We start from the raw sequence: 20,215 nt of genomic DNA, 5'->3' as shown, positions 1-20,215 counted from the left end.
AATGAAAGGCACGCTAATTAGCGTGCCTTTTTAGTTTAAAAAAATAGTTTTTATTATAAAGCGCTCAGCTTATCTGCTTAACTCACCACGTAAGTTGTCTTGCATTAAATGGCGAATAGTTTCAATTTCAAGCTTTTGGCTAAATAAGTAGTGTAATTTAGTTAAGCATGCCTCTAAGGTCATATCGTAACCGCTGATCACACCAATGTTAAGTAATGCGTTACCAGTTGCATAGCCGCCCATATTTACATGCCCTTTTAAACACTGGGTTAAATTGATGATAACCATACCGCGCTTACTTGCGCTGGAGAGGATCTCTAAAAAGTCTGGATCTTGTGGTGCATTGCCCACACCAAAGCTCAATAATACGAGGGCTTTGATATTGTCGTTTACCAGACTTTTAACTACAGCATGACTGATCCCTGGATACAAGTATAAAACACCAATAGGTTGCGGCGTGATGTTGGTGACTTGCAGCTCATTTTCAACATACGGGCTCAACTGGCCTTTTAATAATTGAATATTGATACCTGAGAGAGCCAGTGGGTCTAAGTTAGGGGATGCAAAGGCATCAAAGCCATCGGCATGTGCTTTAGTTGCACGATTGCCGCGAAATAATTGATTATTGAAAAATAGACTAACCTCAGCAATCGGATAATTAGCCGCTAAATACATCGCATTAAGTAAATTTACTTGGCCATCAGAGCGCAATTGCGACAGTGGAATTTGCGAGCCTGTCACTATCACTGGCTTTGTTAAGTTTTCAAACATAAAGGACAAAGCAGATGCGGTATACGCCATGGTATCTGTACCATGAAGCACGACAAAGCCATCATAATCTTGGTATTTACTTTTAATATCATCAGCAATTAGTTGCCAATGAGCAGGGGACATGTCTGATGAGTCAATCAGCGGGCAATACTCGTGAATATCGAATAAGGGCATTTCATCACGATTAAATTCGGCATTGTTTTCTACGGTTTGTGTTAAAAAACCTTCAGCGGGAATATAGCCTCGACTCGATTTTTTCATCCCAATCGTACCGCCAGTATATGCGATATAAATACGTTTACGTTTCATAAAAAAAGCCCAGTAAAAAAACTGGGCTTAGTATAACGGTTAGTTGCTGCGATTACAGCCTATACACTATTTATTGCGAAATATTACACACTAAGCAGCGGGCATAAATGCCTTGCGGATCGTTGTAATCTTTTAGACCTTCAACCTCAGTTGTTAATTGCTTAACTAAACCATTGATAGATGCTTGGTTTGAGAGTGCGTTTTGTAGCGTACTTTGTGAGCCAATTAGCGATCTAATCGATGCATTTCCAAAAATATCCTGCATTAATTTCTCTTCCGCTGATAGACTCTGCTTAATGGTTTTAACTTCATAAAAATCAAGCTTAGCCAGTTCAGCTGCCGCTTTGATAGCGTCTTGCTTATTGCCTAATTTGTCAACTAAGCCAAGCTCTTGCGCTTGGCTTGCAATCCAAACACGGCCTTGTGCAATAGAGTCAACTTGCTCAGGGGTCATATTTCGTGCTTCACCAACAACCTCTAAGAAGCGTTGATAAGCATCTTCTACACTTAGTTGAATAACCTGTGCCATTTTTTCATTAAGCGGGCGAGCGATTGATAGACCAGCCATTTCAGTTGTGGCAACGCCATCTGAATAAACACCTAATTTAGCCATGGTGTTTTCAAAGGTCATAAAGTTACCAAATACACCAATTGAGCCGGTAATTGTGCTCGGCGCTGCCCAAATTTCGTTGGCAGCAGAGGCAATCCAGTAGCCGCCAGAAGCTGCTACTGAGCTCATTGAAGCAACCACTGGTTTACCAGCTGCTTTAAGAGCAAGCACTTCAGCACGAATAACTTCAGAGGCAAACATACTGCCACCGCCAGAATCAATACGCAGTACAACCGCTTTTACTTTATCATCTAAGCGTGCTTTACGTAGTAAAGCCGCTGTAGAGTCACCACCAATTTCACCGGCTTTACGTTCGCCGTCAGAGATAGTACCGCGTGCAACCACAACGGCGACTTTTTCTGTCATTGGGTTATCAAACTCAATCGGCGATTTAACTAATGAGAGATATTCTTTAAACGATACTTGGTTAAAGGTTTTGCCTGTTTCTTCAGTGCCTACTAAGGTAATTAATTGTTGACGCACTTGTTGATTGGTTTTTAAAGAATCAACCCATTGATGTTCAAGGGCATATTTACCTGAATCGCCATTAACTGCTTGCATTTTTGCCAGAAACACGTCCATTGTTTCATCAAAGTTTGCTTCATCAAATGGGCGCACAGCGGCAACGTCTTGTTTGTATTCTTTCCACAATGCACCTAGCCATACATTATTAGCTTCTTTTGCTGCATCTGACATATCGTTACGAATAAACGGTTCAACAGCCGATTTAAATGTACCAACACGGAAAATATGCTGAGTGATACCGAGTTTTTCAAGCGCATCTTTAAAATATAACGGGTACATGCCAAAGCCTTGGATCTCTACACCACCATAAGGGTGCATAGATATTTCATCAGCGTGCGCAGCAATGTAATATTGTGCTTGTGAGTAATAATAACCAGAGGCAATTACTTTTTTGCCGCTCGCTTTAAACCGCTCTAACGCTAGAGTGATTTGTTTTAATTTATTTAAATGCGCGCTAGGCATTTTTTGTAAATCCAGCAAGATCACACTAATGCGTTTATCTTCAGTGGCTTGATCAATTACATTGATAATATCATCAAGTAAAATTTCAGCGGGCTCATCGTTGCTCTGTGTTGCGTCATTGATGGCAGATTCAATTGGATCAACGTAAACTTTTTCCTCTACGATTGGACCATTGAGGTTTAACCTGAGCACAGATGTGTCAGCAACATTAATTTCATTGTCATCACTTGTGATTGAAACAATGAAAAGAATAACGAGTAACACAAATAAAAAATTGAGGACTAAACGACGAGAAAAGTTAATTCCTGCCCACAGTCCTTTAAATAGCTTTGCAATCAAAATAAATCCTTAGTCTGGTACAACTTATATCTGTCACCATCTTAGCCCAGAATAAAAATTAATTTAACTGTTAAATCGTAACTAAGTATTTATGAGCGAGGTTTTAACCGTGAGAATGTGAAAATATTAGCTAATTTATCGCTTTTGTTGCTTATTGCTTGCCAATCGAGCAAAATTGGCTAATGTATAGAGGTTAGACCAGTTCATTGGGGCAGAGGATGTTAGAACAACAATTACAATTGAAACACACACAGCTACGTAACCGTTTGGTAATGGGCTCAATGCACACGGGGCTTGAAGAGGGATGGCATAACCGAAAACGACTGCGTGCTTTTTATGAAGCGCGCGCTAAAGGTGGTACTGCGATGCTCATTACGGGGGGTTACAGTCCTAATTTGCGTGGCAAATTAACCCCAATCTCATCGTCTTTTAATAGCTATTATGATGTGTTTAAGCACCGTGCATACACTGATGTTGTCCATCAACACGGCGGTAAGATTTGCTTACAATTATTACATGCTGGACGTTATGCGTATCATCCATTTAATCAAGCACCAAGTGCAATTAAAGCACCTATTAACCCATATCAACCCAAAGCAATGTCGCTCAGTGCAATAAAAAAAACCATCAAAGACTTTGCTCATTCCGCCTATTTAGCACAAAAAGCTGGCTACGATGGCGTTGAAGTGATGGGCTCAGAAGGTTATTTGATTAATGAGTTTATGGCACCGCATACCAATAAACGCTCAGATGAATACGGTGGAAGTTTAGAAAACCGTATGCGTTTAGCGTTAGAGATAGTCAAAGCTGTACGTGCCAAAGTAAATAAAGAATTTTTAATTATCTTTCGATTATCGGTGATGGATTTAATTCCGAATGGGTCAACACCTGAAGAGGTTACGATCCAGGCCAAAGCATTAGAGCAGGCTGGAGTTGATATTTTAAATACTGGCATAGGCTGGCATGAAGCACGAGTACCTACCATTGCGAGTATGGTGCCAGCAGGTGCATTTAAAGAAGCTTCAAAACGTTTAAAAGAAGTGGTATCGGTTCCTGTCATTGCTGTAAATCGTATTAATACTCCTGAGATTGCCAATGAAATTTTAACTGCAGGGGATGCCGATCTGATTTCGATGGCACGACCACTATTAGCCGATCCAGAATTTTTTAATAAATACCAAGCACAACAAAGTAAACACATTAATATTTGTATCGGCTGTAATCAGGGCTGTTTAGATCATGTATTTAAAGGTAAACGAGCAACATGCTTAGTGAATCCTCAAGCGGGGTTTGAGCTAGATTATCCTCTTGAGCTGACCAACAAGGCTAAAAATGTGTTGGTTGTAGGTGCTGGGCCTGCGGGCTTATCTGCCAGTTGTTACTTAGCGCAAAAAGGTCATACGGTAACGCTGATTGATAAAAATACAGATATGGGCGGCCAATTTAATTTAGCGATGCGAATTCCTGGTAAAGAAGATTTCAATCATACCTTGCGTTATTTTATTAATGAACTTGAACGTCTGAAGGTCACGGTAACACTCAATACTCCTTTTACCGATAAAATGCTTGAGCAATACGATGACGTGGTGTTTGCAACGGGTGTGCGCCCGCGTGAGGCAAACTTTACCTGCGCGGATAATAAACGTGTTTTTTCATACGATGAAGTTATTCGAGGCGAAGTTGAATTAGGGCAATCGATTGCAATTTTAGGTGCCGGCGGCATTGGCTTTGATATGGTTGCTTTTTTAAGTGAACATAAAGACCAAAGTATTGCTGATTTTAAATCGCAGTGGGGAATTGAGTGTCAGCCAAGTCCAGATAAAGATAATCGTCAATTGTTTATGCTAAAACGCAGCGCCGGGCGTTTTGGCAGTGAGCTTGGTAAAACAACGGGCTGGATACATCGTCAAGTTGCAAAGCAACATGGTGTAAAACAGATCGCTGATTGTCAGTATCATCATTTTGATCAGCAAGGTCTAAAGATTACTGTGGCAGGAGAGGAGCAGGTGCTACCTGTTGATACAGTGATCGCTTGTATCGGGCAAGTCTCTAATAACGAATTAATGTCGGGGTTAATCGATAATCCTAAAGTACATGTAATTGGCGGGGCCAAATTAGCATCAGCAATTGATGCAAAACGAGCTATTTATGAAGCGCTTCAGGTCGCGCGTAAAATTTAACTGAAATAAACTTTTAATCGTAGCGGTCTTTGTTTAATACATTACAAAAGACTAGACTGCTACGATGAATACATTGATCACACTATATAAAACTTCCCTCCAAAAAATAGCCATTTTTGATGGTATCCCTGCTTTACTATTTAGACTGATACTGGCGCCAGTTATGATCATCGCAGGTTATAACAAGCTAAATATCAGTGGTAATGGTAATGGGTTTTTTGAATTCTTTTTAGCTTCTCCAGATGTTGTTGCTTGGTTTGGTAACCCAGACTGGGGCTTAGGCTTACCTTTTCCTGATTTACTGGCTTTTTTAGCTGGCTGGAGTGAATTTCTCGGTGGCTGGCTGCTCTTAGTTGGTTTATTAACCCGTCTGGTTAGCATACCGCTGATGTTTACTATGGTCGTTGCCGCAACCTCTGTACATTGGCACAATGGCTGGTTTGCGATTGCGCCGACAGATCCAGATACCAGTGCTGCACAAGTACTTGATTGGTTGGCGATCCCCGGTGCAAAAGAAAGTTTAGATAATTCTCGTGAAGTAAAAGAACGTATTGAGAAAATTCGAGGACTTGTACAAGAACATGGTTTCCCAGATTACCTTTATGAAAAGGGTAAACCGTCGATTTTGAATAATGGCATTGAGTTTTCAGCAATTTATTTTGCGATGTTATTGAGTTTATTTTTTACCGGCGGTGGGCGTTTTGTTAGCCTTGATCACTGGTTACGGAAAAGATTCGAATAATCTAAATCTCTACCTGTCAGTTTGCGACGCCCGTCGCAAACTTTCTAACTTTCAAACTTTCTCAGCAATCCCTATCAATGCTATGCTAGTTTCTTTTTTAATTAGAGAATCGCTATGGACGCTATTGAGCTTTTATTGACTCGTCAGTCAGATCCTCGACTGATTGCACCAGCCCCAAACAACAGTCAACTTGATATTATTAAACAAGCAGCGCTTCGTGTGCCTGATCATGGTTGCCTTGCGCCTTGGCAATTTATTGTTGTTGCAGAAGATGCGCGAGAACGACTCGGCGAAATTTATTATCAAAGTGCAGTTGCAGAACAACAAGATGAAAAAGTAATTAATCGTGCCAAAGAGTTACCGCTGCGTGCACCGATGATAATCATTGCCATTGCCAAATATCAAGCGCACCCAAAAGTGCCGCGCATCGAACAAGTACAAAGTGCTGGTTGTGCTGTGTTAGCTATGCAACAAGCAGCTTTTGCGCAAGGACTGGGTGGTGTCTGGCGTACTGGTTACTTTGCGCAAAGTGAGGCGGTAAAAGCGGCGTTAAAGCTTGATAATGAAGATGAGATTGTCGGTTACCTGTATTTAGGCACTCCAGAAGTGGACTGTAAAAAGGCTGTTCGTCATAGCCCAGAACACTTTTTCACAAACTTATAGTTGCCAAAACGTAATTAATTGGAACTTTGTCGTGTTATTTCAGTCAGAGTGCATTAAGGCTACCTTTGTTATTATCTTTAGGTAGCTTGGCTGTCTGAAGCGCTTGGATGCAATAACCCTCAATACAATGGTTTGTTATTTTTCTGCAGTTTGTTAATGTATGGAGTGTCTTAATTAGAATAACAACAAGAAGACGAGGATAATGGGAAATTTATTTTTACGTGAAAAAGAAAAATGGTTAACGTGGTCCTTATGGGGTTTTGTTGGTGCGGCTATCACTCTTTACACAGCATTTAGTACACAGACTCCTCATTTAATAGCGATCTCATCAACTGCTATTGTGGTTATCTTAGCGTGGTGGATGCAACGCACAAGACGATTTGATTTTGGTAGAGCGTTTAAAGTGTGTTGTTACGTGTTGTTTGTGAGTATTTTACCCGCTTTTGTATTGGTGCTTGTACCAAGTGATGATCTAAACCGTTTTGATTTAATCTTTCAGAGCTTAAGTTTTGTAACTTTTAGCTTATTAGTCTGCTTACTGTGTTCGTGGGTCGCGAAACGTCCAAAACAGTATTATTGATGTATTTTTAAGCGCTTTGAGTAATTGTAACGATTAATTTGAACTTTTTTACTTTTAGGGCTTTACAACAAGGCGGCTAACCCCTATTATCCGCGCCGTACGGAGAGATGGCAGAGTGGTCGAATGCACCGGTCTTGAAAACCGGCAGGGGTTTATAGCCCCTCTAGGGTTCAAATCCCTATCTCTCCACCATATTTAAAAAGCCGCCTTATGGGCGGCTTTTTGCTATCTGGAGTTTAAGATGTCACAGCAAAATCAATTAAACACCACTCAACGGGTGCTAAAACACGTACTGTTATGGTCGGTGTTTGGCTACTGTTATCACAGTGCTATTAACTTACTCGTTAAAATGGCGATGGATGCACAACCAGAGCATGTATTGCTCACAGCTATGCTTTACTGCCTAGGCTTTAATCTATTAGCTGGGCATTTAATTACTAAATATGATAAATACTGGCCAGAAATTGCGGCAATATTTATTGGTTGTATCGGTTTATTAGTCGTGCCGGTGCTATTAGTTGGTACGCAGGCATTACTGAGTCGTCCATTACTTGCTGGTATTTTAATCAGCTTGCCAATCTTGACTTTTGCTGTGCGCTTAATAAAGCGAAAACTCACTAAAAACTAGCTCTAAAGAAGCCCAAAAGGGCTTTTTTTTATGATAGCATAGGCGCGTCTTTTAACTGATACCAGCGTTATTAAGCTTGGTATAAACAAAACGTGAAACATATTATGTCAGATAATTTTACTACAGATGCTGAAAAAGCAAGTTACGGTATTGGCCTACAGATGGGTGAGCAACTTAAAGCTAACCCTTTCGAAGGTTTAAACTTAAATTCAGTATTTGCAGGCATGAAAGATGCGTATGTGGGCGGCGATTTCCAAGTTGAGATCCCTGAGATCCAAGCTGCATTCGAAAAAATCAACACTGAAATCCAAGCACGTCGTGAAGAAGAAGCGAAAGTACTTGCAGCTGAAGGCATTGCATTCTTAGAAGAAAATGCAAAACGTGCTGAAATCACAGTGACTGAGTCTGGTCTTCAATATGAAGTACTAGCAACAGGTGAAGGCAACAAGCCAACTGCTGAGTCAACAGTGCGTGTTGATTATCACGGTACACTTATCAACGGTACTGTATTTGACAGCTCTTATGAGCGTGGTCAACCTGCTGAGTTTCCAGTTGGTGGCGTGATCAAAGGCTGGACTGAAGCATTACAAATGATGCCTGAAGGCACCAAATGGCGTATCTATGTTCCTCATGAGCTTGCTTATGGAGAACGTGGTGCCGGTGCTGCAATTGCACCATTCTCAACACTGGTATTTGACGTTGAGCTACACGAAATTCTTTAATTAGAAATTGAGTAATAAAAAGCCGCGCTAATAACTATTAGCGCGGCTTTTTTATGGTTATTTACTGAGATCAGAAATAACCACGTAGACCAATTCTAAAGTTACGCCCAGGAAGTGGCGCTTCATCTTTAATAAATGAACTATGTACAAAACCCAGTTCATCCGTAATATTATCAACGTTGATATAAAACTGTGTATCTACCGGACCGACACTTAATTGATAATTTGCTTGCGCATCAAACAGTGTATAGCCATCAGTTGCGGTTTCATAAGCCGTAATATCACGTTGTTCAAAGTAGTGTGTGCCAGTTAAGCTGAACTGCCAATCACTGATATTATACTGAAATTCTGAACCTAACTTATTTGCCGGAATACGCGGTAAATACCCTTCATCAGCAAGTTTTGCAGTGGTTGAGTCACCAAATACTTTTACCATCGCATTTGAATTTAATTGATAATGTGCATCAAATTCAATGCCGTATAATTTCGCATCTTTACTGACAAATTGATAAACAGCCATACCATCATCGTGGCCAGGCTCTGCAGCTTCAAGGCCGTGCTCTTCATCAAACATTAACCCCGTGTTTTGCTGATAGTAAAAATTGGCAATGTCGTTATAGAAAAAGTTAACCGTATAACCAAAATCGCCACTAAAGCGTCTAAAGCCAAAATCAATATTGGTTGATGTTTCTTGTTTGATATTTTCAGGTTCGAAGTGAATTTCACCGTCTTCTATCGCGTAGCCTAAACCAAGCTCATAGGTGCCAGTTGCAATATGGACACCATTTGATAATAGCTCGGCTGATAACGGTGCGCGTTCAGAGTGTGACACGCTCAGCGCAATACTTTGTCCGGGTGTATATTGCCAAATAGCGCCTGCTGAAGCGCTCAGATTAGTAAAGCTTTTACTGTAAGGCGTTATTTCATTGGCGTGTTCATCAGTATGATCATCTTCATGGTCATGGTCATGCGCAGCAGCACCGACATTACTATCAATATTATAATCTTCAATACGCGCACCTAATTCTAATGTCACGTTGCCAAACTGTTTTTCTTCGAGGATAAATAATGCATGAGTAGTCGTTTTGCTAGCGGGTGTGAAGGCTTCTTCACCATCGGCATCATAATCAGATTCACTAAAATGATAACCAGCCATACCATGCCAATTACCTAACTTATGCTCGATATTTAAACGTGCTTCAGTGGTTTCATTACTAAAGATAGTACCGATCGCGCCATCTTCAATTTCAGCATGGCGATAATCAGTATAACCTAGACGTAAATTAATAGTTTCAATCCAGTTGTTGTGTAATGCATAGCTCATCAAACCTTGCCAGCGATCTTGTTCTACACGCGCATAAACGGCTTCTTCTTCGCCTTCATCATGGTCGTGTTCGTGTTCGTGTTCGTGATCATGGCCATGTTCATGGCTATGTGCTGGAATACCGTAGTCGGTTTCAATACGGCCATAAGAAACACCCAGCGTTAAATGCTCACCTACATAGCTGGTACCAAAGTTAACGGTTTGGCTATCAATAAAGGTATTTTTTACCGAGGTGGCTGTTTCATGCTCTTCTTCGTCATGACCCTCATGATCTTCGTGCTCTTCTTCAGGTAAGTTAAAACGCGGAGTTTGGTAGTCATCACCAGTGCGTTTGGTACCGTCAAAATGGAAGTTAAAGTTGTTATGGCCCGTCTCAAGCTTGGCAGCATAGGTGTTGGCATTTGAAACCGTGTCATGGCTGTATTCAACAGCCCCAGTTAACTGCTCGATATTATCAGTTGGAATGCGGTTATCTACTACGTTAACTACGCCACCAATCGCGCCTGAGCCATAAAGTAGCGTAGCTGGGCCACGCAAAACTTCAATCTGTTCTGCAGCTAGGCTGTCATTCGATGTTGCGTGATCTGGGCCAATACGTGACGCATCGCTGCTGTCTAAGCCATTTTGGGTGATTTTAACGCGAGGGCCATCTAGGCCACGGATTATAGGGCTAGATGAAACAGGGCCAAAATAGCTGGCATTAACACCCGGAAGGCCTTTGAGCGTTTCGCCTAACGTGGGTTTTGCTTTATTGCGCAGTTCATCACCACTGAGTACACTCACTGGTGAAATCATCTCTAAGCTATTTTTATGCAGGGCAGAGGCATACACAACGACAGATTCAACTGACGTAGGTACAAGCGTGATATTTAGAGCAGAACTGGTTTCAGTTACTTGAACTCTAGCATCAACAAAATTATTTTTACTAATATGTAATTGGCTATTAGCATCAATATTAATACTAAATCGGCCATTCTCGTCAGTTTTAATTGACTGTGCTTTACCGTGTACGTGCACATCGGCATAGCTGAGTGGTTGCTTGTTATTGTCAAAAACTTGCCCAGTTACCAGCGCAGCATGAGCAGAAAAAGAGCTTAAAGCAGTGATAATTGCAGTTGATATTAATGAATGTCGGATCATGGTTACTACGTTGTTGCTATTATGTTGTGATATAATATAACACCATCATTTGTGCTGATCAATAATGTTATACCATAACTTTTAAAATAAACGTGCTTATATCAGATTGGGCTATACTCAATAGGAGTAACGGCGAGACTGGTGAATATTATGTCTGATAAAACACGTATTTTTAAAGCGCGATTTAGCATAGCTGATCTGCGTCATCAGCGTAATCACAAAGAAATTTTTACCACAGCGTTGACTAAAAATGAAACACTGGAGCATTTTGTTTTAAAGCTGTTAGGCTATTGTATTTTATCTTATGACAGCCATGCAGTGCTTAATAAACTTGCTGATAAACTACAGCCAGATGTAGGAATTCAAGCGTTGGATGAACATTATAAAACCTGGTTAAGTGTTGATAAACCTGACCTTGATGAATTAGTTAAGATCGCTAAGCAAGTGGATGAATTATTAATTTTAACAACGGGCAATAGTGAATGGTTGACGCAATCTCAGTCACGCTTAAAGTTATTTGATAATAGCCATATTATTGAGATTGACCAGCAGTTTATTGATGATATTCAGGTGGATTTAACCCGCAGTTTAAATTGGGATGTAACCATAGATGAAAGTAGTTTAATGATCAGTGATAAAATACATTGCTATGAAACAAAGCAGTTTGACTGGCATTAACAAATTACTTCAAATTGAGAGTGATATTGCCATCGGGTTTACAGCAGCACAGCAGTACTTCTCCATCACGTACAAAGGCGAGTGGTTCTTCGTTATAGGTGACTTGCCCTGCTACTAGGGTTGCTCTACAGGCACCACAATATCCTTCTCTACACTGAAAAGGAATTTCATATTGCTGTTGTTCTAGGCAGTCTAAAAGGGAATGACAGCCAGTGTCAAAATCTACACACTGGCTATTATCTGCAAAGTGGATCTTTGCAGTTTTGTTGCTGGTCATTAGAGATCGAAGTCACCGAAATCAGAGGCATTAACTTGAGAGTCAATTTGGCCTACAAGGTATGAGCTGATCTCCGCTTCTTGTGGAGCAACTTGTACATTGTCTGACACTAACCATGAATTGATCCATGGGATAGGGTTACTGCTGGTTTTAAACTGTGTTGGTAAACCAACTGCAGTCATACGAGCATTAGTAATGTACTCAACGTATTGGCATAAAATATCTTTGTTTAAGCCAATCATTGAACCATCTTTAAACAGGTATTCAGCCCATTCTTTTTCTTGTTCAGCAGCATCAACAAACATCTTGATCGCTTCATCACGACACTGGGCTGCTACGATAGCCATTTCAGGATCGTCTTTACCATCTTGCATAATATTCAAAATATGCTGAGTACCAGAAAGATGAAGCGCTTCATCACGGGCGATCAGCTTAATAATTTTAGCGTTACCTTCCATTAATTCTCGCTCTGCAAACGCAAATGAACAGGCAAAACTGACATAAAAACGGATCGCTTCTAAGATATTCACTGACATCATTGCAAGGTATAAAAGCTTTTTAAGTTCAAATAAACTGATATGAACTGTTTCGCCATTAAGTTCATGTTTACCTTCACCGTATAAGTTATACACAGCCACTTTATTAATTAATTCATCGTAATATTTAGTTACGGCATCAGCACGTTCACTGATCTTTTCGTTACTAACGATATCATCAAAAATAAGCTCAGGGGCTTGGGTAACGTTACGAATAATATGTGTATATGAACGGCTATGGATTGTTTCACTAAATGCCCATGTTTCAATCCAGGTCTCAAGTTCTGGGATCGACACAATTGGCAGTAACGCAACATTAGGCGAGCGACCTTGCACACTATCAAGTAAGGTTTGATATTTTAAGTTACTTAAAAATATATGTTTTTCGTGATCAGGTAAGGCCTGAAAATCTAACCGATCTTTACTTACATCGACTTCTTCAGGACGCCAAAAAAACGATAGTTGTTTTTCAATTAGCTTTTCGAAAATAGGGTACTTCTGTTGATCATAACGCGATACGTTAACGGTTTGGCCGAAAAACATCGGTTCTTGTAGTTGGTTATTATGGTTTCGGCTAAAAGTAGTATAAGACATAAGATCACTCAAAAAACGAACAGGGCAAAGCGGGCGTATAGCCCGCTTCCAATTTATATTTATTACCGATTAGATTTTACACGCACCGCCTGCACAATCATCATCTTCCACTTCTGGTGTATCTTCTTGCATATCAGATGCACCATCACGGGTGTTATGGTAGTAAAGGGTTTTAACGCCAAGTTTGTAAGCACCCAGTAAATCTTGTAATAAGACCTTCATTGGTACTTTACCACCTTCAAACTTATTTGGATCGTAGTTAGTATTGGCAGAAATTGTTTGGTCAACAAACTTTTGCATAATACCCACTAATTCTAAATAACCTTTATTTGATGGGATATCCCATAATAATTCATAATTATTTTTAAGGCGTTCATACTCAGGTACAACTTGTTTTAAAATACCATCTTTACTGGCTTTAACACTGATATGACCACGTGGTGGTTCAATACCATTAGTTGCATTTGAAATTTGCGACGATGTCTCAGATGGCATCAACGCAGATAACGTTGAGTTACGCATACCATGCTCTTTAATATTGGCACGTAATGTATCCCAATCTAAATGCAATGGTTCATCACAAATTTTATCCAAATCACGTTTGTACGTATCGGTTGGCATAATACCTTGCGAATACGTTGTTTCGTTAAATTTAGGACATGCACCACGTTCTTTAGCCAGTTCATTTGAGGCTTTCATCAGGTAATACTGAATTGCTTCAAATGTTTTGTGAGTCAATGCATTGGCACTGCCATCAGAATAACGTTTGCCATTTTTAGCAAGGTAATATGCGTAGTTGATTACGCCTATTCCGAGTGTACGACGGCCCATAGTTGCATTATGTGCTGCTGGCACCGGGTAGTCTTGGAAATCCAGTAAGTTATCAAGTGCACGTACCGCAAGTTCTGCAAGCTCTTCAAGTTCATCCAGTGACTCAATCGCACCTAAGTTAAAGGCCGACAGCGTACACAGTGCAATTTCACCTTCTTCATCATTAACATTGTTAAGTGGTTTAGTTGGCAATGCAATTTCTAAACATAAGTTAGATTGGCGAATTGGTGCCACTTTAGCAATGAACGGGCTGTGTGTATTACAGTGGTCAACGTTTTGTAAATAGATGCGTCCAGTGCTAGCACGCTCTTGTGCAAACATTGAAAACAGCTCAATAGCTTTAATACGTTTTTTACGAATTGACTCGTCTTGTTCATATTGTACGTAAAGACGATCAAATTCATCTTGATCTTCAAAAAATGCATCATATAAACCAGGCACATCAGACGGGCTGAATAATGTGATGTAATCATCTTTGATCAAACGTGAGTACATTAGTTTATTAAACTGTACACCGTAATCTAAGTGACGAACGCGGTTATCATCAACACCACGGTTGTTTTTAAGCACTAATAAGTTTTCAACTTCTAGATGCCAAAGTGGATAGAACAGGGTTGCTGCGCCACCACGGACACCACCTTGCGAACAACTTTTAACAGCCGTTTGAAAGTGCTTATAAAACGGGATACAACCGGTGTGGTATGCTTCACCATTGCGAATAGGGCTACCTAGTGCGCGAATACGACCAGCATTAATACCAATACCTGCACGTTGCGATACGTATTTTACAATCGCTGATGAGGTTGCATTAATTGAATCTAGGCTGTCACCGCATTCAATCAGTACACATGAACTGAATTGACGCGTAGGGGTACGAACTCCCGCCATAATAGGCGTAGGTAATGAAATTTTGAACAATGACACCGCATCGTAAAAACGCTTTATGTAGTCTAAACGCGTTTCTTTTGGGTAATCAGAGAACAAGCTGGCTGCAACTAAAATATATAAAAACTGTGCGCTTTCATAAATTTCACCCGTAACACGGTTTTGTACTAAATATTTACCTTCAAGCTGTTTAACAGCAGCATAGCTGAAGTTTAAATCACGTCCATGATCAAGGTATTCATCCAGTTGATCAATTTCTTGCTCTGTGTAGTCAGCTAGTAAGTGTGCATCGTAACGCTTATCTTCAACTAACTTAACGATATGATCATACAAGCGCGGTGGCTCAAATTGACCATAGGCTTTTTTACGCAAATGGAATACAGCTAAGCGGGCTGATAAATATTGATAATCAGGCGACTCTTTAGAGATCTGATCAGCGGCCGCTTTGATGATGGTTTCATGGATGTCTTCAGTACGAATACCATCATAAAACTGGATGTGCGATTTCAGCTCAACTTGTGAGACAGACACATTATTTAGACCTTCGGCGGCCCAAGCAATAACGCGATGGATCTTATCTAAATCAAGTGACTCTTTACGGCCGTCACGTTTGCTTACAGATAGCTGTTGGTTCATAGTTTTGCCTGTATTCCTTGGGATATAATATTTTTTAGTGACACATTTTTCTTAAAATAAATTTTTTATTGCAATAAAATTGTATTAGCGCGAATTTAATTGAATAACATTTAGCCACAACATCTGGTGTTCATCAAATTCTAGATCACAAGATAGTGTGGTATGCGATCATTTGCAAGGGGCATAAACGCCCCTAATTGTGGATAACGTTGGGATAACACGCTTGTGTTAGTAGCCATTAACCTTTGACCATCTGATTAAAATGAAATTTATAAAAATCAACTGATGATCGATTAAATTTACGCATTTTAAAAATAAATTTTGGCTGCTTTTTTTATCAACAAACAATGTGCAAAAAGTAACACGATCACAATATGTAGTGGTTAAAATTTAACATGGCACTATATATGGTTAAATGCATCAATAGGTGATTGCCAATTAAAATCGGCTTGCCAACTCAATGCTTCAGCTTCACTAGGGATGTAGCCCCACAACGCAGCAGCGCTGTGCATGTTTGCAGCCTTGGCTGCAATTATGTCACGCTGCGCATCACCGATATACAAACAACGATTCGGATCAACATCTAACAGTTGGGCTGTATGCAGTAAAGGTAAAGGAGATGGTTTAGCGATATCGAGGGTGTCACCACTGACAATTGCTTGTGCATCTTTGAGTTCAGCAATTGCAGCAACTAATGGAATAGTCAAAAACTCAGGTTTATTAGTCATGATCCCCCATTTGATCTGTTGTTGATCAAGTGCGATCAATAATTGTGCAATTCCAGTAAAGCATTGACTATGGGTGGCAATATTATCTGCGTAGGCAGTTAATAGCTGCTGGCGTAAGTCAGCTTGATTTGGGTGATCGTGCCATTGCTGACCAAATCCAGCTGCAAGCAGCGCCATTGCACCGTTAGAAGCTGCAGGGCGATATATATCAGCGGTTACTGATGGTTGGTTATGATCAGCGAGTACGTAATTTAGCGCAGCCCCTAAATCATCTGCGGTATCGAGTAATGTACCGTCTAAATCAAAAATAAAGGCGTCGTAATCAATTGCGGGGGTTGCTGTGTTAAAACCAGCCATTACGCTAGTTTCTCAAAATGCAGAATATAATTAACGCTTACATCGGTATTTAAGCTGTACTGCTTTGATAAAGGGTTATAACTCAATCCCGCACTAGCACGTACTTTGAGGCCTGCTTGTTCTGCCCATGCAATGAGTTGTGCTGGTTTGATAAACTTTTTGTGATCATGGGTTCCATCAGGCACCATCTTCAATAATTTTTCCGCCCCGATAATTGCGTACAAATATGCTTTTGGGGTTTTGTTTAATGTAGAGAAAAATACATCAGCACCAGGTTTCGCTAATTCTGCTACTGCATGAATGATAGATGCAGGGTCTGGCACATGCTCTAACATTTCCATACAAGTAATAGTATCAAAGCGGGCAGGGTGTTCGCTGGCATACTGTTCGGCAGGTATTTTTATATAGTCAACGTTTACACCGGTTTCTAAACTGTGCAGTTTCGCAACGGTTAACGGCTCTTGACCCATATCAATACCAGTCACATGTGCGCCCATTCGCGCCATACTTTCACTCAATATACCGCCACCACAGCCGACATCGAGTGTTTCTTTGTCGAATAAGCCTTTGGCCTTGTCGGCAATAAAATCTAATCTTAATGGATTAATTTCATGAAGGGGTTTAAATTCGCCTTCACGATCCCACCAACGCTCAGCGATGGCTTCAAACTTTGCAATTTCTGCATTATCTACATTCTGATGTTCGGTCATAAAAAACTTCCTCGTCAATCTCAGGCCATTATATAGGGGTAAATTAATAAATCGCAAAGATTTAGCGCCTGTAAATCTAAATTAATTGTGGTAGCATGACTTGGTAATAATAACTAAATCCCCGCAAGCGCCCATATGTGGCACTTTCGTGGGTCAATACTGAAGGAATGTGATATCAAATGACTGATTTCGCCAATGAAATTCTGCCAGTCAATATTGAAGACGAGTTAAAAAACTCCTATTTAGATTACGCAATGAGCGTAATTGTAGGACGAGCACTACCAGACGTACGTGATGGTTTAAAACCTGTTCACCGCCGCGTTTTGTTTGCTATGAACGAGCTTAATAATGATTGGAATAAGCCTTACAAAAAATCAGCCCGTGTGGTTGGTGATGTAATTGGTAAATACCATCCCCATGGCGACAGTGCGGTGTATGACACAATCGTACGTATGGCCCAGCCATTCTCTTTACGTTATATGTTAGTTGACGGCCAAGGTAACTTTGGTTCAGTTGATGGTGACTCAGCAGCAGCAATGCGTTATACCGAAGTCCGTATGGCGAAAATGTCTCATGAGCTTTTGGCTGATCTTGAAAAAGAGACTGTTGATTTTGTACCTAACTATGATGGTACAGAGCAAATTCCTGACGTATTACCGACCAAAGTTCCTAACTTATTAGTGAACGGTTCATCGGGTATTGCGGTAGGTATGGCGACGAACATTCCTCCTCATAACTTAACTGAAGTTGTGAATGGCTGTTTAGCACTTATTCAAAACCCTGAATTAACCATTCATGAACTAATGGATTATATTCCGGGCCCAGATTTTCCAACTGCGGCAATTATCAACGGTAAAAAAGGCATTGAACAAGCCTATTTAACTGGCCGTGGCAAAGTGTACATGCGTGCACGTGCGGAAATTGAAGTTGACGAAAAAACCCATCGTGAAACGATCATCGTTCACGAGATCCCTTATCAAGTAAATAAAGCCCGCTTAATCGAAAAGATTGCTGAGCTTGTTAAAGATAAGAAGATTGAAGGCATTAGTGCATTACGTGATGAATCAGATAAAGACGGTATGCGTATCGTTATCGAGATCAAACGTGGTGACGTAGGCGAAGTGATCTTAAACAACCTTTATGCACAAACTCAGTTACAAACTGTGTTTGGTATGAACATGGTTGCGTTGATCAATAACCAGCCTAAGTGTTTCAACTTAAAGGAAATGCTTGAAGAATTCATCATTCACCGTCGTGAAGTAGTGACCCGTCGTACGGTATTTGACCTACGTAAAGCCCGCGATCGTGCACACATGCTTGAAGGCTTAGCAATTGCACTTGCTAACATTGACCCAATTATCGAGCTTATTCGTAACTCACCAACGCCAGCTGAAGCTAAAGTAGCACTTGCTAGCCGTCCGTGGGAATTAGGTAATGTGAAAGCCATGCTTGAAAAAGCCGGTGAGGCAAATGTTGCCCGTCCAGATTGGTTAGCGGATGACTTAGGCATTCGTGATGGTCAGTATTATATTTCTGAGCAACAAGCCCAAGCAATTCTAGATTTACGCTTACACAAGCTTACTGGTCTTGAACATGAAAAGATTCTAAGCGAATACCAAACGTTATTAGATTTAATTGCCGAGCTTTTATATATTCTTGCTAATCCTGAGCGTTTAATGGAAGTTATTCGCGATGAGTTAGTTGAAATTAAAGAGCAATACGGCGACGAACGTCGTACTGAAATTAATGCTGCGGCTCATGATATTAGTCTTGAAGACTTGATCACAGAAGAAGACGTAGTAGTAACCCTATCTCACGAAGGGTATGTGAAGTATCAGCCATTGTCTGATTACGAAGCACAGCGCCGTGGTGGTAAAGGTAAATCAGCAACCAAGATGAAAGATGAAGATTTCATTGAACGTCTACTAGTTGCTAATACTCACGACACGATTCTTTGTTTCTCAACGGCGGGTCGCTTATATTGGCTTAAAGTGTATCAATTACCACTTGCCAGTCGTGCAGCCCGTGGTAAGCCAATTGTAAACTTATTGCCGCTTGAAGCAGACGAACGTATTACGGCTATCTTGCCAGTACGTGAGTATGAAGAAAATAAATACATCTTTATGGCAACTGCATTTGGTACCGTGAAGAAAACACCATTGACTGCGTATAGCCGTCAACGTGCTAGCGGTATTATTGCCGTTAACTTAAACGACGGTGATAGCTTGATTGGTGTCGATATCACTGATGGTAGCAACGAAATCATGTTGTTTACTGATGCTGGTAAAGTTGTTCGCTTTAAAGAAGCCGAAGAATCACCTGTTTTAGATGAAAACGGCAACCCAGTACTTGATGAAAACGGTAACCCGGAAATCAAGTTCAAGGGTGTTCGTCAGATGGGCCGAACTGCAACAGGTGTTCGTGGTATTAAGATGGCTGAAGGCCAACGTGTTGTATCATTAATTGTACCTAAGACGAATGGTGCTATCTTAACCGTGACAGAAAACGGCTACGGTAAGCGTACATTGCTCAGTGACTACCCTGCTAAGAGTCGTGCGACTCAAGGTGTGGTATCAATCAAAGTAAGTGAGCGTAACGGTGCTGTAGTTGGTGCTGTACAAGTTGACGATAACGATGAAATCATGATTATCTCTAATAGAGGTACTCTGGTGCGAACTCGCGTTAATGAAGTTTCTACCGTTGGGCGAAATACCCAAGGTGTTATTTTGATAAGAACTATTGACGAAGAGCAAGTAGTTGGTTTACAACGTATCGAAGAGATCGAAATCGATGAGCTTAACGCTATTATCGAAGGTGAAAGCGTTGAACTAGTCGACACTGTTAATGATGACGCTGGGGATAATCCTCCAGAGGCATAACATTAATCATTAAAGCGGCTTCGGCCGCTTTTTTTTACTATAAAAATCAAAAAAATTAATTGTTAAAATTAGCAATTAAAAACAATTGTTAAATTACTGGAATGAGGAA

At 40.5% G+C, this 20,215-nt stretch carries 16 protein-coding genes and 1 tRNA gene; 9 read left to right on the top strand and 8 right to left on the bottom strand.

Annotated elements, in window-relative coordinates; all coding sequences use genetic code 11:
* Positions 1-69: 69 nt before the first annotated feature.
* Together ansA and sppA are read right to left on the bottom strand one after the other, a co-directional pair.
* The gene (ansA, locus tag H5183_RS00340; RefSeq protein ID WP_182730605.1) at positions 70-1,080 is read right to left on the bottom strand and encodes an asparaginase; all 1,011 of its coding nucleotides are present in this window, start codon (positions 1,078-1,080) and stop codon (positions 70-72) included.
* Positions 1,081-1,150: 70 nt separating this feature from the next.
* Positions 1,151-3,016: a signal peptide peptidase SppA gene (gene sppA / locus H5183_RS00335; RefSeq protein WP_145233189.1), complete on the bottom strand. Its 1,866-nt coding sequence runs from the start codon at positions 3,014-3,016 to the stop codon at positions 1,151-1,153.
* 218 nt (positions 3,017-3,234) lie between these two features.
* Here sppA and H5183_RS00330 point away from each other — a divergent pair, with 218 nt between their 5' ends.
* The 7 genes from H5183_RS00330 (at position 3,235) to H5183_RS00300 (ending at position 8,531) form a co-directional block, all read left to right on the top strand.
* Positions 3,235-5,196: an FAD-dependent oxidoreductase gene (locus H5183_RS00330; protein ID WP_145233192.1), complete on the top strand. Its 1,962-nt coding sequence runs from the start codon at positions 3,235-3,237 to the stop codon at positions 5,194-5,196.
* Between the two features lie 64 nt (positions 5,197-5,260).
* Positions 5,261-5,938 carry a DoxX family protein gene (locus H5183_RS00325; protein ID WP_149982495.1) on the top strand — a complete coding sequence of 226 codons (678 nt, stop codon included), beginning with the start codon at positions 5,261-5,263 and terminating at the stop codon, positions 5,936-5,938.
* A 114-nt stretch (positions 5,939-6,052) separates the two neighbouring features.
* Positions 6,053-6,601, top strand: a complete 549-nt coding sequence (locus H5183_RS00320) for an NAD(P)H nitroreductase (RefSeq protein ID WP_145233196.1) — start codon at positions 6,053-6,055, stop codon at positions 6,599-6,601.
* Between the two features lie 202 nt (positions 6,602-6,803).
* Positions 6,804-7,181: a hypothetical protein gene (locus H5183_RS00315; protein ID WP_145233198.1), complete on the top strand. Its 378-nt coding sequence runs from the start codon at positions 6,804-6,806 to the stop codon at positions 7,179-7,181.
* A gap of 101 nt (positions 7,182-7,282) precedes the next feature.
* Positions 7,283-7,373, top strand: a tRNA-Ser gene (locus tag H5183_RS00310).
* A 49-nt stretch (positions 7,374-7,422) separates the two neighbouring features.
* On the top strand, positions 7,423-7,809 hold the full coding sequence (locus H5183_RS00305; RefSeq protein WP_179959208.1) for a hypothetical protein: 387 nt from the start codon (positions 7,423-7,425) through the stop codon (positions 7,807-7,809).
* A gap of 104 nt (positions 7,810-7,913) precedes the next feature.
* The gene (locus H5183_RS00300) at positions 7,914-8,531 is read left to right on the top strand and encodes an FKBP-type peptidyl-prolyl cis-trans isomerase (RefSeq protein WP_182717447.1); all 618 of its coding nucleotides are present in this window, start codon (positions 7,914-7,916) and stop codon (positions 8,529-8,531) included.
* A gap of 70 nt (positions 8,532-8,601) precedes the next feature.
* Here the strand turns inward: H5183_RS00300 and H5183_RS00295 are convergent, their stop codons facing one another.
* Positions 8,602-10,995, bottom strand: coding sequence for a TonB-dependent receptor domain-containing protein (locus H5183_RS00295; RefSeq protein ID WP_182730604.1), 2,394 nt, complete (start codon positions 10,993-10,995; stop codon positions 8,602-8,604).
* A gap of 150 nt (positions 10,996-11,145) precedes the next feature.
* Here H5183_RS00295 and H5183_RS00290 point away from each other — a divergent pair, with 150 nt between their 5' ends.
* On the top strand, positions 11,146-11,673 hold the full coding sequence (locus H5183_RS00290) for a YaeQ family protein (protein WP_182717449.1): 528 nt from the start codon (positions 11,146-11,148) through the stop codon (positions 11,671-11,673).
* A gap of 4 nt (positions 11,674-11,677) precedes the next feature.
* On the opposite strand, the gene yfaE is transcribed toward H5183_RS00290, so the two are convergent.
* The 5 genes from yfaE to ubiG all read right to left on the bottom strand — a co-directional run bounded on the left by yfaE (position 11,678) and on the right by ubiG (position 17,227).
* Entirely contained in the window at positions 11,678-11,950 is a 273-nt protein-coding gene (yfaE, locus tag H5183_RS00285) for a class I ribonucleotide reductase maintenance protein YfaE (protein WP_145233207.1), read from the bottom strand.
* Complete coding sequence (gene nrdB, locus H5183_RS00280) at positions 11,950-13,080, bottom strand: class Ia ribonucleoside-diphosphate reductase subunit beta (protein WP_145233209.1); 1,131 nt, start codon at positions 13,078-13,080, stop codon at positions 11,950-11,952. The genes yfaE and nrdB overlap by 1 nt, the downstream gene beginning before the upstream one ends.
* A 69-nt stretch (positions 13,081-13,149) precedes the next feature.
* A complete protein-coding gene (gene nrdA / locus H5183_RS00275) occupies positions 13,150-15,432 on the bottom strand; it encodes a class 1a ribonucleoside-diphosphate reductase subunit alpha (protein WP_145233211.1) in 2,283 nt (760 codons plus the stop codon).
* A gap of 401 nt (positions 15,433-15,833) precedes the next feature.
* On the bottom strand, positions 15,834-16,517 hold the full coding sequence (locus H5183_RS00270) for an HAD family hydrolase (protein ID WP_182730603.1): 684 nt from the start codon (positions 16,515-16,517) through the stop codon (positions 15,834-15,836).
* Positions 16,517-17,227 (bottom strand): bifunctional 2-polyprenyl-6-hydroxyphenol methylase/3-demethylubiquinol 3-O-methyltransferase UbiG, encoded by a 711-nt coding sequence (gene ubiG, locus H5183_RS00265; protein ID WP_182730602.1) that lies wholly within the window; start codon positions 17,225-17,227, stop codon positions 16,517-16,519. Before ubiG ends, H5183_RS00270 begins: the two co-directional genes overlap by 1 nt.
* Before the next feature lie 179 nt (positions 17,228-17,406).
* On the opposite strand from ubiG, the gene gyrA reads away from it, so the two are divergent.
* On the top strand, positions 17,407-20,106 hold the full coding sequence (gene gyrA, locus H5183_RS00260; protein ID WP_145233217.1) for a DNA topoisomerase (ATP-hydrolyzing) subunit A: 2,700 nt from the start codon (positions 17,407-17,409) through the stop codon (positions 20,104-20,106).
* Positions 20,107-20,215: the final 109 nt, after the last annotated feature.

This window comes from Pseudoalteromonas sp. SR44-8 (assembly GCF_014163635.1).
In the GTDB taxonomy this organism is placed as follows: domain Bacteria; phylum Pseudomonadota; class Gammaproteobacteria; order Enterobacterales; family Alteromonadaceae; genus Pseudoalteromonas; species Pseudoalteromonas rhizosphaerae.
This window is presented reverse-complemented; position numbering and strand designations above follow the sequence as displayed.